The 15,814-nt window shown below is 76.4% G+C and carries 9 protein-coding genes; 8 read left to right on the top strand and 1 reads right to left on the bottom strand.

Annotation, left to right across the window (positions count from 1 at the left end):
- Positions 1 to 69: 69 nt before the first annotated feature.
- Positions 70 to 1,692 carry a (2,3-dihydroxybenzoyl)adenylate synthase gene (locus ABEB09_RS15395; RefSeq protein ID WP_380839295.1) on the bottom strand — a complete coding sequence of 541 codons (1,623 nt, stop codon included), beginning with the start codon at positions 1,690 to 1,692 and terminating at the stop codon, positions 70 to 72.
- A gap of 351 nt (positions 1,693 to 2,043) precedes the next feature.
- Between ABEB09_RS15395 and ABEB09_RS15390 the strand changes: the two genes are divergently transcribed.
- The 8 genes from ABEB09_RS15390 to ABEB09_RS15355 all read left to right on the top strand — a co-directional run bounded on the left by ABEB09_RS15390 (position 2,044) and on the right by ABEB09_RS15355 (position 15,788).
- Positions 2,044 to 2,775: a thioesterase II family protein gene (locus ABEB09_RS15390; protein ID WP_345690481.1), complete on the top strand. Its 732-nt coding sequence runs from the start codon at positions 2,044 to 2,046 to the stop codon at positions 2,773 to 2,775.
- A gap of 42 nt (positions 2,776 to 2,817) precedes the next feature.
- Positions 2,818 to 3,708, top strand: coding sequence for a hypothetical protein (locus ABEB09_RS15385; RefSeq protein ID WP_345690480.1), 891 nt, complete (start codon positions 2,818 to 2,820; stop codon positions 3,706 to 3,708).
- Complete coding sequence (locus ABEB09_RS15380; protein ID WP_345690479.1) at positions 3,705 to 4,229, top strand: hypothetical protein; 525 nt, start codon at positions 3,705 to 3,707, stop codon at positions 4,227 to 4,229. The genes ABEB09_RS15385 and ABEB09_RS15380 overlap by 4 nt, the downstream gene beginning before the upstream one ends.
- A gap of 40 nt (positions 4,230 to 4,269) precedes the next feature.
- On the top strand, positions 4,270 to 4,983 hold the full coding sequence (locus ABEB09_RS15375) for a class I SAM-dependent methyltransferase (protein WP_345690478.1): 714 nt from the start codon (positions 4,270 to 4,272) through the stop codon (positions 4,981 to 4,983).
- Positions 4,980 to 6,836: a fatty acyl-AMP ligase gene (locus tag ABEB09_RS15370; RefSeq protein WP_345690477.1), complete on the top strand. Its 1,857-nt coding sequence runs from the start codon at positions 4,980 to 4,982 to the stop codon at positions 6,834 to 6,836. Before ABEB09_RS15375 ends, ABEB09_RS15370 begins: the two co-directional genes overlap by 4 nt.
- Positions 6,833 to 8,404: a type I polyketide synthase gene (locus ABEB09_RS15365; RefSeq protein ID WP_345690476.1), complete on the top strand. Its 1,572-nt coding sequence runs from the start codon at positions 6,833 to 6,835 to the stop codon at positions 8,402 to 8,404. The genes ABEB09_RS15370 and ABEB09_RS15365 overlap by 4 nt, the downstream gene beginning before the upstream one ends.
- 290 nt (positions 8,405 to 8,694) lie before the next feature.
- On the top strand, positions 8,695 to 12,834 hold the full coding sequence (locus ABEB09_RS15360) for an SDR family oxidoreductase (RefSeq protein WP_345690475.1): 4,140 nt from the start codon (positions 8,695 to 8,697) through the stop codon (positions 12,832 to 12,834).
- Entirely contained in the window at positions 12,831 to 15,788 is a 2,958-nt protein-coding gene (locus tag ABEB09_RS15355; RefSeq protein WP_345690474.1) for a type I polyketide synthase, read from the top strand. Before ABEB09_RS15360 ends, ABEB09_RS15355 begins: the two co-directional genes overlap by 4 nt.
- The last annotated feature ends 26 nt before the right edge of the window (positions 15,789 to 15,814 follow it).

Genomic DNA, 15,814 nt, shown 5'->3' with positions numbered 1-15,814 from the left:
CCGCTGCGGGAACGGCTGCCCGCAACGACGGACCGGCGGCGCAGGCCGGCGGGGTGGCGGCGCCGGGCGTCAGTTGGTGGCGCGGGTGGCCAAGGCGCGTTTGTCGACCTTGCCGACCGCCGTCACCGGCAAGGCGTCCACGAAGCGGACCAGGTCCGGCTTCTTGTACGGGGCGAGGCCGCGTTCGTCCAGGAAGGCGTCGAGCCCCGGATCGCCCAGCTCCGTGCGCCCCTCGCGCAGCACGATCCAGGCGCAGGTGCGCTCGCCCAGGTACTCGTCCGGCACGGGTACCACGGCCGCGTCCAGCACGGCCGGATGCGCCCGCAGGTGGCCCTCCAGCTCGTCCGCCGACACCTTGTCGCCGCCCCGGTTGACGAGGTCCTTGCGGCGCCCCTCCACGACGAGGTCCCCGCCGGGCAGGACCCGCACGAGGTCGCCGGTCCGGTAGAAGCCGTCGTCGGTGAACGCGGTCCGGTTGTACTCCTCGGCCCGGTAGTAGCCGCGCAGCGTGTACGGGCCGCGGGCCAGCAGCTCGCCGATCTCGCCGGACGGCACGTCCCGCCCGTCGGCGTCGACGACGCGGACCTCGTCGTCGGGGCTCATCGGCCGCCCCTGCGTGGTGGCCACGCGCTCGGGGTCGTCGCCGGGCCGGGTCATGCTGAGCAGGCCCTCCGCCATGCCGAACACCTGCTGCAGCTCGCAGCCGAGGGAGGCCGTCACCTGTCGGGCCGACTCCGGGCCGAGGCGGGCGCCGCCGACCTGGAGCAGGGCGAGGCTGCTCAGGTCCTCGGGTGCCCACTCCGCGGCCTGCGACCAGAGCGCGGCCAGCGGCGGCACCACCGCGGTCAGCGTCACCCGGTGCCGTTCCACCAGCGGGAACACGGTGTCCGGGTCGGGGGACGGGCTCAGTACGACCGTGCCGCCCGCGTACAGGGTGCCCAGCGTGCCGGGGCAGGCCAGCGCGAAGTTGTGCGCGACGGGCAGCGCGGCGAGGTAGACCGTGTCGCGGTCGACGCCGCACAGCTCGGCGCTGGCCCGGACGTTGTAGGCGTAGTCGTCGTGGGTGCGCGGGATCAGCTTGGGCAGGCCCGTGGTGCCGCCCGACACCAGCAGGACCGCCGGGTCCCGCGGGTCGACGGCGGAGCCGTCCGGGGCGTCGAGGCCCGCGCCGGCCTTCTCGACGTCGGCGAGCGAGAGGTACGGGCCGGGCTCGCCGGCCACCAGGACGTGGCGCAGCCCCGGCACCTGCTCCCGCACCTCGTCGGCGAGGCGGCGGTAGTCGAAGCCGGAGGCCGGGTCGGTGTCGGGCACGACGAAGGCGACGGCGCCGCTGTGGCCGCACAGGTGGACGGCCTCGCTGCGCCGGTACGCGGGCAGGCCGAGCACCGGGACGGCGCCGATCCGCAGACAGGCGAAGAGCAGGACGAAGAAGTCCGGCACGTTCGGCAGCTGGACGACGACCCGGTCCCCGGAGGCGATGCCCAGGTCCGCGAGCCCGGCGGCCAACTGGGCCGCCCGCGCGTCCAGTTCGGCGTACGTCAGCCGGTCGTCGCCGGAGACCAGGGCGGTGGTCCCGCCGGTGTCCGCGGCGTGCCGGGCGAGGAAGTCGCCCAGCGGGCGGCCCTGCCAGTAGCCGGCCTTCCGGTACCGCTCCATGGCCTCGGCAGGCCACCGAACCACGTCCCGACCCATGTCCACGAAAAGTCTCGCTTTCCAACCCGAGGCGAATAGAGAGGGAATGTTTCGGCGCAATGGCAACGTCGGCGCAACACTGACGCCGCCGTAAAGACTTCCTCGTTCGAAAAGCCGCGGGCAATCCGGGGTTGATTACTTTTTCGTAAAATCGCGCACCGATGCGGGCCACTACCGGGCGGGAAAATGCGGACATGTCGCGGCAAGCGAGGCATGCTGCGGGCGGGTATTGCCTCTTCGGGTACCCACCTTTTCAGCGCTGCATTCTTCGCGTACGTTCGAATACCGTCGCCACCGGATTTTGAATTTCGTCCCGCCCGGCTCCGGGCACGCTGTGAAAGGGCGGTTCCCTTGGGAACGTACGGGCTGCGGTCCTGGCTGCACGTCCCGCGGCCGCGGCACCGGCCGGCGCTGCGCCTGGTGTGCTTCCCGCCCGCCGGCGGCACCGCGCGCTTCTTCGCCGCCTGGGGCGAGGAGTTACCCGACTCCGTCGAGCTGGCCGCCGTCCAGTACCCCGGCCGCGAGGACCGGGCGGGGGAACCCCCGGCCCGCCACGTCGACGAGCTGGCACGGCCGGTCGCCGGCGCCCTGACCGCGCTCGCCGAGGCCGACAAGGACGTCCCGCTCGTCCTGTTCGGCCACGGCCTGGGCGCGGCCGCCGCCTTCGAGACGGCCCGGCTGCTCCACGTCACCCCGTACGCCGCCCCGCGCGCCCTCTTCGTCTCGGCCCACCCCGCGCCGACGGAGCCCCGGCACCGCGACCCGCTCGCCCGGCTGGACGACACCCCCGTCCCGCCCGGCGACCCCACCGTGCCACCGGCCACCGCCCACGCCGACCTGCGGCTCGCCACCGGCTACCGCTACCGGCCGGGCCCGCCCCTGGACTGTCCCGTCACCGCGCTCGTCGGCACCCGCGACCCCCGGGTCACCGCCCGGCTCGCCGACGGCTGGCGCTCCTGCACCACCGGCCCGTTCACCCTGCGCGCCATGCCGGGCGACCACTTCTACCTCGTACCGCGCCGCGCGGAACTCGTGGCCTTCCTGCTCACCAGCCTCGGCGCACGCGACGGTCGGACGACGTGACGGCGACCGACGGCTCGCCGACCTGACTAGGAGAGTTCATCCATGGCGGCTCCCGCCCCCAGCCACCCGGACCCGCGGGTGTTCCAGGACGTCCATACGAAGGTCCTCACCCAGGTGCCCTACAACAGCGCCGCCCAGTACCACCTGCACTACGGCGAAGGGACCTCGCCCGAGCGGTTCGGCACGGCCTGCGCCTGGCAGACCTTCACCGCCGGCGAGGAGGTCGCCCGCCGCACCGGCGTGCGCGCCGAGTACCGGGTCGGCGGACGCCACGTCTGCGCCCTGTACGACGACGGCGAGACCCTCACCGTCCTCGACCCGTACCTGATGCACCGCGCCCCGCTGCGGCTGTCGCGCGCCGACGCCGCCGCCTCCCCGGACGGCACCGTACGGACCGACGCCGACGCCTACCCGCTGCGCCGCCGCCCCGACGGCTCCCCCGCGCCCTCCACGCTGCGGGCCGTGTGGCGGCCGGCCGACGGGCTGCTGCGCTTCCAGTACCTGCGTCACAGCCCCCGCCTCGGCGAGACCGTGACGCACCGCGCGTACACCATGCGGCCCGGCGACACCGTGACCCAACTGCCTGTGCCCGCCCCGCTCGTACGGCAGCTGCTGCTGCACCCCGAGCAGAACAACCTCTCCCTGCGGGCCGTCCACCCCGGGGACGACGCCCTCACCGAGGTCGCCCTGCCGTTCTCGGGCCGCCCGCGCGGCACCCTCGCCGACCCGCGTGCCCTGATCGCCCGCGACAACCAGGGCGCCGTCAGCCGCTGGGGCAGCGCCGCCTTCGACCGCGAACTGGAGCGCGTCGCCGAGGCCGTGCGCGCCGGCCGCCAGGACGTCGTCGACCACCTCGTCGGCGCGGCCGCCCTGTGGGACGCCGCCGCGCCCGCCGGCATCGAGGTGCCCGACTACTCCCTGGAGGACGCGTGACCACGCGACCGCGCTCGTACTTCCTGGCCGGCGTCATGCAGGGCGCCCGGCCCGGCGCCGAACTCGCCGACCAGAGCTACCGCGACGCCCTGCGCGAGATCATCCTCGCCCACCGCCCCGACGCCGTGGTGCACGACCCGCACGACCTCATGCGCGACTGGATCGGCGCCCACGAACAAGCCGTACGGCAGGCCCACGCCGCACTCGCGGACAGCCCCGAGGTGCACCGGGCCGCGCACGACCCGGCCGTCACGCTGCTCATCGACACCTTCCACCGGCTCACCCGGGTCGCCGCCGACAGCGACGTGTGCGTCGCCTGGCTCCCCGGCCACGAGCCCAGCATGGGCACGGCGGCCGAGATGCTCACCGCCCACCGCGCCGGCACCACCGTCGTCGCCGTCACCGCGATGCGGCAGAACCTCGCGGTCCTCGCCTGCTCCGACGTCATCGTGCCCGACCTCGCCGCCTTCGAGCGCTGGCTGAAGGAAGAGGACCGGGACCCCGGCCAGGCCCCGGCGTGACCGCCCCCGCCACCGCATCCACCCACAGGAGAGCCCTGCCGTGACCACCACCGACACCGGCACGACCGGCCGACGCCCGACCGCCCCCGAAGACGCCAACGCGCGACTGGAGAGCCGGGCCGGCAAGTTCTTCGCCCGCTACTACGACGCGATGACCCAGCGCGCCGAGGAGAAGTGGGGCCGCCCCCTGCGCACCCTCATGCTGAGCGAACTGACGGGCCGCGTCCTGGAGATCGGCGCCGGCACCGGGGCCAACCTCCCCTACTACGCCAAGGCCGACTCGCTCGTCGCCGTCGAACCCGCCAGCGAGATGCGCGCCCGGCTCGTCGAGCGCGCCGCCGACGCGGACCTCGACCTCGACGTGGAGGTCGTCGACGCCTGGGCGGAGCGGCTGCCGCTGCCCGACGACACCTTCGACACCGTCGTCTGCACGCTCGTCCTGTGCACGGTCGCCGACCTGCCGGCCGCGCTGGCCGAGATCCGGCGCGTCCTCAAGCCCGGCGGGCAGCTGATCTTCTTCGAGCACGTCCGGTCGCCCGGCGTCGTCGGACTGTGCCAGGACGTCCTGGCCCCGCTGTGGCGCCGCGTCGCCGGCGGCTGCAACGCCAACCGGCGGCTGCTGTCCCTGCTGCGCGACGCCGGCTACGGCGTGCGGGTCGAGCAGATCGTGCGGCCCTGGCCCCGTTACCCCACCAACACCCCGTACGTGCGCGGCACCGCCGTCCCCCTGCCCCCGACGGGAGCGAACACATGACCATCCCGCACCAGCCGCCGCCGCCCGGCCTCGCGGAGGCCGTCCGCGCCGCCGCGCGCAGCCACCCGGACCGTACGGCGCTGACGTTCCTCGACTACACGACCGACCGCGCCGGCACCGCCACGCCCCTCACGTACGGCCGGCTCGACGCGCAGGCCCGCGCCGTCGCGGGCGCGCTGAGCCGGAGCGTCGTCCCGGGCGACCGGGCCGCCATCCTCTGCCCGCACGGCCCGGACTACGTGGCCGCGCTGCTCGGCTGCCTCTACACCGGGGTGCTGGCGGTCCCGCTGTACGCCCCGGAGGCGTTCCGCACCGACGAGCGGCTCCTGGAGGTCATGGCCGACTGCACACCGGCCGCGCTGCTCACGACGACGGCGTACGAGAGGTCGGTCCGCCAACTCCCGGTGGCGGCCGTGCCCGCGGCCGAGCCCCCGGCCGGGCACCCGGCGGCGGGCGGGCCGGCGGCCGGGCGGCTCCTGGAGGGCGAGCCCGCGCCCGGCGGCCCCCCGGCGGTGCTGTGCGTCGACGCGGTGGACCCGGCGCTCGCGCGGGGCGTGGCCCTGCCCGTCGCGGAACGCCCCGACGACGTGGCGTACCTCCAGTACACGTCCGGCTCCACGCGCTCCCCGGCGGGCGTCGAGGTCACCCACCGCAACCTCGCCGTCGGCGTGGCCCAGTTGCGCGCCGGCCTCGGCATCGACGAGGACAGCCGGATCGCCGGGTGGCTGCCGTTCTTCCACGACATGGGCCTGCTGATGATGCTGGCCGTGCCGCTGGTCACCGGCACGCCCGCGGTGCTGATGGCGCCCTTCTCGTTCGTGCAGCAGCCGGTGCGCTGGCTGCGGGCGGTCTCCGAGCACCGGGCCACCCACACCGTGTCGCCCAACTTCGGGCTCGACCTGTGCGTGGAGCGGATCACGCAGCGGGCCCGCGAGGGCCTCGACCTGTCGTCGCTGCGGGCCATGGTGAACGGCTCCGAGCCCGTGCGGGCGGCGACCCTGGACCGCTTCACGGAGCACTTCACGCCGTACGGCTTCCGCCACGAGGCGCACTCCCCGGGCTACGGCCTCGCGGAGGCCACCCTGGCCGTCACCATCGGCAGGCCGGCGGCGCCGCGCGTCCTCACCCTGGACCGCGCCGAACTCGCGGCGGGCCGGGTACGGGTGCTGGAGGAGGCGGACCGTCCGGAAGGCCCCGCCGACGGCTACCGCGTCGTGGCCTGCGGCAGCCCGGCCGACCAGGAGGTCCTGGTCGTGGACCCGGACACGCTGCGCCCCGTCGCGGACGGCCGGACGGGCGAGGTGTGGGTGCGTGGCGCCAACGTCTGCGCCGGTTACTGGCAGCGGCCCGCCCGCACGGAGGAGGTGTTCCGTGCACAGCCTGTGGACGGCGGGCCGGGCTGGCTCCGGACCGGGGACCTCGGGTTCCTGGCGGACGGCGAGCTGTACCTGACCGGCCGGCTCAAGGACCTCATCGTCGTCGACGGGCGCAACCACTACGCCTCCGACCTGGAACTGACCGCGCAGGAGGCCGAACCGTCCGTGCGGCGCGGCCATGTGGCGGCCTTCCCCGTGGGCCTCCTCGGGGACAGCGGCGAACGGGCCGTCGTCGTGGCCGAGCTGGAACGGCGGCGCGACCCGGCGGAACTCGACGCCGTGCGCACGGCGATCCGCACGGCCCTGCTGGCCCGGCACTCGCTGGACGTGCAGGACGTCGTGCTCATCCGGCGCGGGACGATGCCCAAGACGACCAGCGGCAAGATCCGCCGCTCGGCGTGCCGGGACGCCTACCTCGCCGGGACCCTGGTCACCGCCGCCCACGACCGGGCCGGCCACGTGGTGGGGGCCCGGTGAACGAGGAACTGCGCCGGATGCTGCTCGAACGGGTCGCCGCACGGGCCGGCATCCCCGAGGAACGGGTCGACCCGGACCTGCCGTTCGAGGCGTACGGCTTCACGTCCCGCGACGCGGTCGCCCTCTCCGGCGACCTCCAGGACCTCCTCGACCGCGACCTGTCCCCGACGGTGCTGTGGGAACACCCGACGCCGCGGAGGCTGCTGGCGCACCTCACCGCCGGGGGCGCGCCCGCGCCGGACGCGGCGCCGGGTGCCCCGGACGCCGGGGACGTCGCGCTCGTCGGGCTCGGCTGCCGGCTGCCCGGCGGCGTCGCGTCGGCCGACGCCCTGTGGGCGTTGCTGCGGGACGGCGGGGACGTGGTCACGAGCGTGCCCGACGGCCGCTGGGACCCGTACCGGCAGGCGTCCCCCGGGCACGCCGCGGCCGTCGACCGGGCCAACCGGCACGGCGCGTACCTCGCCGATGAGGTCGTCGACGCCTTCGACGCGGACTTCTTCGGGATCTCCCCCGCCGAGGCCGCCGAGATGGACCCGCAGCAGCGCATCCTCCTGGAAGTCGCCTGGGAGGCCCTGGAACACGCCGGGCTCCCCGCCGACCGGCTCGCCGGCACCCGCACCGGGGTGTACGTGGGCGCGTGCGGCGACGACCACGGCCGGGCCACGCTCGACGACCTGCCGTCCATCACCGCCCGCACCGCGACCGGCGCCGCCATGTCCGTCATCGCCAACCGCCTGTCGTACGCGCTCGACCTGCGCGGCCCCAGCATGACCGTCGACACCGCCTGCTCGTCCTCGCTCGTGGCCCTGCACCTGGCCCGGCGCGCCCTGCTCGCCGGGGAGTGCGACACGGCCCTCGTCGGCGGCGTCAACCTGCTCCTCTCACCGGCCGTCACCCTCAACTTCGGTGAGAGCGGCGTCCTTTCGCCCGGCGGGCGCTGCAAGCCCTTCGCGGCGGCCGCCGACGGCTACGTGCGCGGCGAGGGCTGCCTCGTCACCGTCGTGCGCCGCCTGGAGGACGCGCTGCGCGACGGCGACCGCGTCCTCGCCGTCGTCCGGTCCACCGGCACCAACCAGGACGGCCGCTCCAACGGCCTCATGGCACCCAACCCGGCCGCCCAGGAGGCCCTCGTCCGCGAGGTGTGGGCCGCCGCCGGACTCGACCCGGCCGACGCCGGCTACGTGGAGGCCCACGGCACCGGCACGCCCCTCGGCGACCCCATCGAGGCCTCCGCCCTCGGCGCGGCACTCGGGCGCGCACGGCCCGCCGGTTCGCGCCTGCCCGTCGGGTCGGTCAAGTCCAACCTGGGTCACCTGGAGGGCGCCGCGGGAATCGCCGGCCTCGCCAAGGCCGCACTGGCCCTGCACCACGGGCTCATCCCCGCGACCCTGCACCACGCCGCCCCCAACCCCCGCATCCCGCTCGACGACCTGGGCCTGACCGTGGTGGACCGCCCGACGCCCTGGCCCCGCGGCGACCGCCCCCGCGCCGCGGGCGTCAGCTCCTTCGGCTTCGGCGGCACCAACGCCCATGCGGTGCTGCTGGAAGCCCCGCCCGATCGCCGATGACGACCGGCCCCCCGGCTGGGTCGTGTCCGGCGGATCATGCCTGGGCCGCGGGGTCTGGCACGCGCTCCCCCAAGCCCTGACGGGCAGGGGGGACCCCCAGCGGCGTTGTCGTCGGTCGCGATGGCTCCGCCATCCCTCCCTCCTCCGCCTTGCAGCCGCACGCACCAGACCCCGCTCACCAGCAGTCAAAGGCACCGCCCAGCGATGTCGGCGTGATCCGCCGGACACTCCTCAGGGCCCCCACCCGCCCACCGACCACGTCGCTCCGCTCCGCGAATGGATGACCGCACATGAAGCCCGGAGAAATGCTGTTCGCGCTCTCCGCCCGCACCCCCGACGCACTGCGCGAGAACGCCGCCCGCCTCGCCGCCTGGCTCACGGCGGACGGCGCCGCGACGCCACTCGCCGACGTGGCGCACACCCTCGCCGTGCGCCGCACCCACCTCGCCGAGCGGCTCGTCGTCCGCGCCGCCGACCGGTCCGTGCTGGCCCGCGTCCTGCGTACCGTCGCGGACGGCGGCGAGCCGGGCCCGTTCGCGGTGCGCGGCAGCGTCACGGCGGACGTCGCGGACGCCACGGCGGCCGGCGGCGACGGCCCGGTGTTCGTGTTCTCCGGGCACGGTTCCCAATGGGACGGCATGGGCGCCCAACTCCTCGCCGAACACCCCGCTTTCGCCACCCTCGTCGACCGGCTCGAACCCGTCGTACGGGAAGAGAGCGGGCTGTCCCTGCGGGCGCTCCTCAGCGACGACGGCCTCGCCGCGTCCGGCATGGACCGCGTCCAGCCGGCCGTGTACGCGATGCACGTCGGCCTCGCCGAGGTGTGGCGGGCCCTGGGCGTCGTGCCGGGCGCGGTCATCGGGCACTCGCTCGGCGAGGTCGCCGCGGCGGTCGTCGCCGGGGGCCTGTCCCCCGAGGACGGAGCACGGGTGGTGTGCCGGCGCTCCCGGCTGATGGAGGAACGGCTCGCCGGCACGGGCGCCACCGCCCTCGTGGAGCTGGCGGCCGCCGAGGCCCGCCGCAGGCTGGCCGGCCGGGAGGGCGTCGCGGTCGCCGTGCACTCCTCGCCCCGCGCCTGCGTGGTGGCGGGCGTCCCGGCCGCCGTGGCGGACTTCGTGGCGGAGTGCCAGGAGGAGGGGCTGCTGGCCCGGCTGGTGCCCGGCGTGCGGATCGGCGCGCACAGCCCGCTCGTCGACCCGCTGCTCGACGACGTGCGGGCCGGACTCGCCGGGATCACCGCCGGCGACCTCGAACTGCCCTACTACAGCTGCACCCTCGACGACCCCCGCGAGCGCCCCGGCCTCGACGCCGCCTACTGGGCGGCCAGCCTGCGCCGTCCCGTACGGCTCACCGAGGCGGTCAGGGTGGCCGCCCACGACGGGCGGCGGGTGTTCCTGGAGGTGTCCCCGCACCCCGTGGTCGCCCAGTCCGTGCTGGAGACCGTCATGGAGACGGACGGCGACCGGCCGGGCCGCAGCACCGTGCTGGGCACGCTCGGGCGCGGTACGGACAGCGGCGCGGCCTTCGCCGACGCGCTCGCCGCGCTGCACTGCGCCGGCGTCACGTTGCCGCGCGCCGCGGTGCCCGACGGGCGCCCGGCCGACCTCCCCACGTACGCCTGGCAGCACCGGAACTTCCCGCGGCCCCGGCGCACGCCCGTCGAGTCGCCCGCGCATCCGCTGCTCGGCCACGGCGTGACCCTGCCGGGCGGCCCCGTCCGCCACGTGTGGCAGTCCCGGACCGGCACCGGGCGGCTCCCGTGGCTGGCGGACCACCGCGTGCACGGCACGCCCGTGCTGCCCGGCACCGCGTACGCCGAACTGGCCCTGGCGGCGGCCTGCGAGGCGTTCCGCGCCGAGCCCGGCGCCGTGGAGATCACCTCCCTCGCCTTCGGTCGACTGCTGCCGCTCACGGAGACGGCCACGCTCACCACCACGCTGGAGGAGTCCCCGGACGGCTCCGCCGGCACGGTCACGGTCGTGGCCGGCTCGGGGACCGCGACGACGCCCCTGGCGACGGCCCGGGTGACGGTGGACGGCGCGGTGGCGGCGGCCCCGACGGCGGCCGTGGCCCCGTCCACCGCCGAGGATCCCGACACCGACCGGGCGTCCTACGACGTCCGTCGCCTGTACGCGGTGCTGCGCGGGCTCGGCCAGGAACACGGACCGGCCTTCGCGGGGGTCACGCAAGTGCGGCCGAGCGGCGACGGCGTCGTCAGCCGGGTGGTGCGGCCGGACGTGCTGCCCGTGGACGGACGGTTCCTCTGCCACCCGGCACTGCTGGACGCCGCGCTCCACGCCATCGGCACGCTGCTGCCGGACGGCACGGCCGGTACGTACCTGCCGACCGGCATGGAACGGCTCCGGTTCTCCGGGCTCCGGCCGAACGGCCCCCTGCGCTGCCGGGCCCGACTGCGCCCCGCCGAAACAGGGGAAGCGCCCCGCGCCGCAGCCGCCGGGCCCCTGCTCGCCGACGTCCACGTCACCGACGAGCACACGGGCGCGCCTGTCGCCGAACTCACCGGCGTACGGCTCAGCCCGGTCGGTGACGACGCCCTGCCCGTGGACGTGGCGCCCCTGCTGCACCGGGTCCGCTGGGAGGGCGCCCCCGCTCCCGAACCCCGGCGGGGCGAGGGGCGGCGCCTGCTCCTCCTGGGCGGCGGCCCCGGCGACGCCCGCCTCGCGGCGGTCGCCGACGCGCTGACGGCGGCCGGCGCGGTGTGCGAGGCCGCCGACCGCGACCACCAGGCGTGGGACGGCGCCGAACGGCCCGACGGCGTGGTGCTGGCCGCGTGGGAGGGGCCGGTGGAGCCCGTGGACGTGGCGGAGCGCGCCGAGCGGCGCGTCCGCTCGGTCCTGCGGTGCGTGACGGGACTGCTGCGCCTGTACGACGCGGAGGGCGCCCCGCCGCCCCCGCTGACGCTGCTCACCACCCGCGCCCAGCGGGTACGGGACGGCGAGAGCCCCGACCCCGTGCAGGCGGCCCTGCGCGGCCTGCTCCGCACGCTGCGCCTGGAGCGGCCCGAACTGGCCGCCCGCATCGTCGACTTCGACGAGGCCGCCCCCGACGGCGTACCGCTCGCGGACGAGGTCCTGGACGCGGAGGGCCCCGACGAGGTCGCCTGGCGCGACGGACGGCGACACGTGGCGCGACTCGTGGCCGAGGCACCCGACACGCCGCCCGCACCGCGGCGCGACCACCCCGTCGTCCGCCCCGGCGGCGGCTACCTCGTCAGCGGCGGCACCCGGGGCCTGGGCCTCGCGACCGTCCGGTGGCTCGCCGAGCGCGGCGCGGGTGCCGTCGTCGTGGGCGGCCGCGGCGCCCCCGCGCCGGCCGACGCGGCCGAACTGGACCGCATCCGCGCCCTGGGCACCCGCGTCGAGCTGGTCGCCGGCGACGTGGCGCAGCCCGGCACGGCCACCCGCATGGTCGCCGCCCTGGCCGCGACGGGCGCCCCGCTGCGCGGCGTCGTGCACACCGCGGCCGTCCTGGACGACGCGCTGCTCACCGACCCCGACCAGGGCCGCCTCCACCGGGTGTGGGCGCCGAAGGCCACCGGGGCGTGGCGGCTGCACGAGGCGACCGCCGACGCGGACGCCGGACTCGACTGGTGGCTCGGCTACTCGTCGCTCGCCTCGCTGGTGGGCTCGCCCGGGCAGGCCGCGTACGCGGCGGCCAACGCCTTCCTGGACGCGGTCGTGGCGCTGCGCCGGGCCGCCGGGCTGCCCGCGCTCGCCGTCAACTGGGGCCCGTGGACCGGGATCGGCGCCGTCCGCGACCGGACCGTGCCGGGCGTCGGCAGCCTCACCGCCCGCGAGGGCTTCGCGGCCCTGGAGACCCTGCTCGCCCGGGGCGCCGGGCAGGCCGGTGTGGTGCGGCTCCTGCCCGGGGACTTCGCGGGCGCCCACCCGCACGTGCGGGACGGGTCGTTCTTCGCGGCACTGGGCATGGACGGTACGGCGACCGCGGGGGAGGAGGGCGCCCTCGACCGGTCCGCGCTGCGCGCGATGACCGCCGACGACCGCCGGGCCGCCGTACGGGCCCGGACCCTGCTCAGCGTCGGGCGCGTCCTGGGCTTCACGGACCCCGCGTCCGTCGCCGACCGGCCCCTGGTCCACCTGGGCCTGGACTCCCTGGCAGCCGTACGGATCAAGAACGCGCTGCGCCAGGACTTCGCGGTGGACGTGCCCGTGGCCCGGCTGCTGCAGGGCGCGAGCGCCACCGAGCTGGCCGCGCAGGTCGCCGAGGCGCTGGACGCGGAGACCGGGGAGGGCGCGGCGGCAGCCCCGTCCGCACCGCCCGCCCGGGGACCGGCCCCGGTCGGACCGGCCGGCGTGCGGGACGCGGCCCGCCGCCGTGCCGCCGCCCGCACCGCCAGGACCACCGCCGAGCGGCCCCGCAGGCGCGGCGTACAGGGAAGGAACGCATGAACCACGACGTGAGCGGGGCCGAGGCGGTGGCCGTCGTCGGGCTGGCCGGGCGCTTCCCCAAGGCGCCGGACGCGGCCGCGTTCTGGGCCAACCTGTGCGCCGGCCGCGACTGCCTGGACGACCTGGACGACGACGAACTGCTGGCCGAGGGTGTGCCCAAGTCGGTGCTGGAGCACCCGGGGTACGTGCGCCGGGTGGCCGCTCTGGACGGCTACCGGGAGTTCGACGCGGAGTTCTTCGGCCTGCCGCCGGGCACGGCCGCCGCGATGGACCCGCAGCAGCGGCTGTTCCTGGAGTGCTGCTGGCACGCCCTGGAGGACGCCGGGCACGACCCGGCCCGCGGGGAAGGCGCGGTGGGGGTGTTCGGCGCGCCGTCGTTCAGCGGCTACTTCGGCTACCACCTGCTGTCGCACCAGGATCCGCGGGAGTTCCTCGGCGCCGGTACGTCCACGGCGCTGATCCACGCGCTGACGCTGACCGACCCGAACTTCTTCGCCACGCGCGTCGCGCACGCGCTGGACCTGCACGGGCCCGCGCTGACCGTGCAGACCGCCTGCTCGGGCTCGCTGGTGGCGGTGCACCTCGCCTGCCAGAGCCTGCTGTGCGGCGAGAGCGACCTGGCCCTCGCGGGCGGCATGGCGGTGAAGGTGCCGCACCGGGTGGGGTACCTCCACGACCCCGGCTCGATGATGTCGCCCGACGGCCACTGCCGGCCCTTCGACGCGGCGGCGAACGGCACGGTCTTCGGCAGCGGCGGCGGCGTGGTCGCGTTGAAGCGGCTGTCCGACGCGCTGGCCGACGGGGACCGGATCCGGGCGGTCGTCCGGGGCACGGCCGTCAACAACGACGGCTCGCTGAAGATGGGCTTCACCGCGCCGAGCGTCGAGATGCAGGCCGCGGTGGTCACCGAGGCGCTGGCCGTCGCCGGGGTCGAGCCGCACGAGGTCGGCTACGTGGAGGCGCACGGCACGGGTACGCCGCTCGGCGACCCGGTGGAGGCGGCGGCGCTGCGCCAGGCCCTCGACCCGGACGGCGACCGCACGGCGCCCTGCTGGATCGGCTCGGCCAAGGGCAACATCGGGCACCTGGAAGCGGCGTCGGGTGTCGCCGGGCTCATCAAGGCGGTGCTCGCCCTGGAACACCGCACCCTGCCGGGCACGGCCCACTACCGGTCGCCGAACCCCGAACTGGGCCTGGGCGCCTCCCCGTTCCGGATCACCGACCGCACGCGGCCGTGGACCACGGACGGCGCCGGTCCGCGCGTGGCGGGCGTCAGCTCCCTGGGCGTGGGCGGTACCAACGCCCACGTGATCGTGGCCGAGGCGCCACCCACCCCGCCCCGCGAGGCCCCCGGCACCGGTCCCGCCCCAGCACTCCTCCTCAGCGCCCGCACGGCGGACGCCTTGCGCGACGCCCGCCTGCGCCTGGCCGGCACGCTCGACGGACGGGGCGAGGGTGAGGCCGCCCGGATCGGCGTCCCGGACCTGGCGGACGTCGCGTACACCCTGGAGCGGCGGCGGCCGTTCCCGTACCGCGTCGCCGTCGCCGCCCGGGACACGGGCGAGGCGGTGCGGCTGCTGCGGGAGGACCGTACGCCCGTCGTGGCGCCGGACGTGCCGCCCGCCGTGGCGCTGCTGCTGCCCGGCCAGGGTGCCCAGTACCCGGGCATGGGCGCCGGGCTGTACCGCGAGGGCCGGGTCTTCCGGCGCGAACTGGACCGGTGCGCCGAGCTGTTCGAGGCCCGACTGGGCCGGGACATCAGGGACGCGATGTTCGGCGACGACGAGGCGGAGCTGCGCCGTACGGACGTGGCGCAGCCCGCGTTGTTCGCCGTCGAGTACGCGCTCGCCCGCGAGCTGGAGGCGTTCGGGGTGAGCCCCTGGGCGCTGGCCGGGCACAGCGTGGGCGAGTTCGCCGCGGCCTGCCTCGCCGGCGTACTGGAACTTCCCGACGCCGTGCGGCTGGTGGCGGCTCGTGGCCGGCTGATGCACGCCGCCCCGGCCGGGGCGATGCTCGCCGTACGGCTCGACGAGGAGCGGGTGCGGGACCTGCTGGCCGGTACGGCCGGCCTGGAGGTGGCCGCCGTCAACGAGCCGGGGTCGTGCGTGGTGGCCGGACCGGCCGCCGCGGCCGAGGAGTTCGCGGCGCGGCTGCGGGCGGAGGGTGCGCAGGTCTCCTCGCTCCGCACCGCGCACGCGTTCCACACGGCGGCGATGGCCGAGGCGGCCGACCGGTTCGCCGACGTGGTCCGTACGGCCCCGCTCTCCGCCCCGCGCGTCCCGCTGCTGTCGAACGTGACGGGTGGCTGGATGACGGACGCGGAGGCCACCGATCCGGACCGCTGGGCGGAGCAGTTGCGCCGCCCGGTCCGCTGGGCGCAGTGCGTCCGCACGCTCCTGGCGGTGCGGCCGGACCAGGTGCTGGTGGAGGCGGGACCGGGGCGGGCGCTCGGCTCGGCGGCCCGGCGCAGCGGCGCCTGGGCGGCCCCCGCGCACCGCGCGGTGAGCGCCGTGCGGCACGCGCAGGAGGCGGTGGAGGACGGCACGGCGCTGGCCCGCGCGCTGGGCGCGCTGTGGGAGTCCGGGGTCGCGGTCGACTGGTCCCCGGCGTGGCACGGCGGTGAACGGCCGGTGGAGCTGCCGGGTTATCCGTTCCGGCGCGTACGGCACTGGACGGAGCCCGCGTACGCGGCACCCGTGGCCGGTTCGGTGGCCGCCGCCGAGCCCGCCGCACCGGCCCGACCCGGCGACGTCGTCGCCCTGTTGTGCGACGTCTGGTCGGAGGTCCTGGGGGTCGTGCCGGTGCGGCCCGATGACGACTTCTTCGAGCTGGGCGGTGACTCGATGCTGGCCACGCGGGTGGCTTCGCGGGCCCGGGAGCGCGGTCTGGAGTTCCAGCCGAAGGACGTCTTCGAGAACCCGACGGTGGCGCGGCTGGCTGCCCTGACCGGCTGAACAACTCGAACAGCGCTGTTCAAAAT

The organism is Streptomyces coeruleoprunus, from assembly GCF_039542925.1.
Lineage (GTDB): Bacteria > Actinomycetota > Actinomycetes > Streptomycetales > Streptomycetaceae > Streptomyces > Streptomyces coeruleoprunus.
Note: the sequence above shows the minus strand (reverse complement) of the source record. Positions and strands in the feature narration are given on the sequence as shown.

Coding starts and splice junctions, on each gene's coding strand:
- ABEB09_RS15395 (WP_380839295.1), bottom strand. CDS start 1,692: ATGGGTCGGGACGTGGTTCGGTGGCCTGCCGAGGCCATGGAGCGGTAC.
- ABEB09_RS15385 (WP_345690480.1), top strand. CDS start 2,818: ATGGCGGCTCCCGCCCCCAGCCACCCGGACCCGCGGGTGTTCCAGGAC.
- ABEB09_RS15360 (WP_345690475.1), top strand. CDS start 8,695: ATGAAGCCCGGAGAAATGCTGTTCGCGCTCTCCGCCCGCACCCCCGAC.
- ABEB09_RS15370 (WP_345690477.1), top strand. CDS start 4,980: ATGACCATCCCGCACCAGCCGCCGCCGCCCGGCCTCGCGGAGGCCGTC.
- ABEB09_RS15355 (WP_345690474.1), top strand. CDS start 12,831: ATGAACCACGACGTGAGCGGGGCCGAGGCGGTGGCCGTCGTCGGGCTG.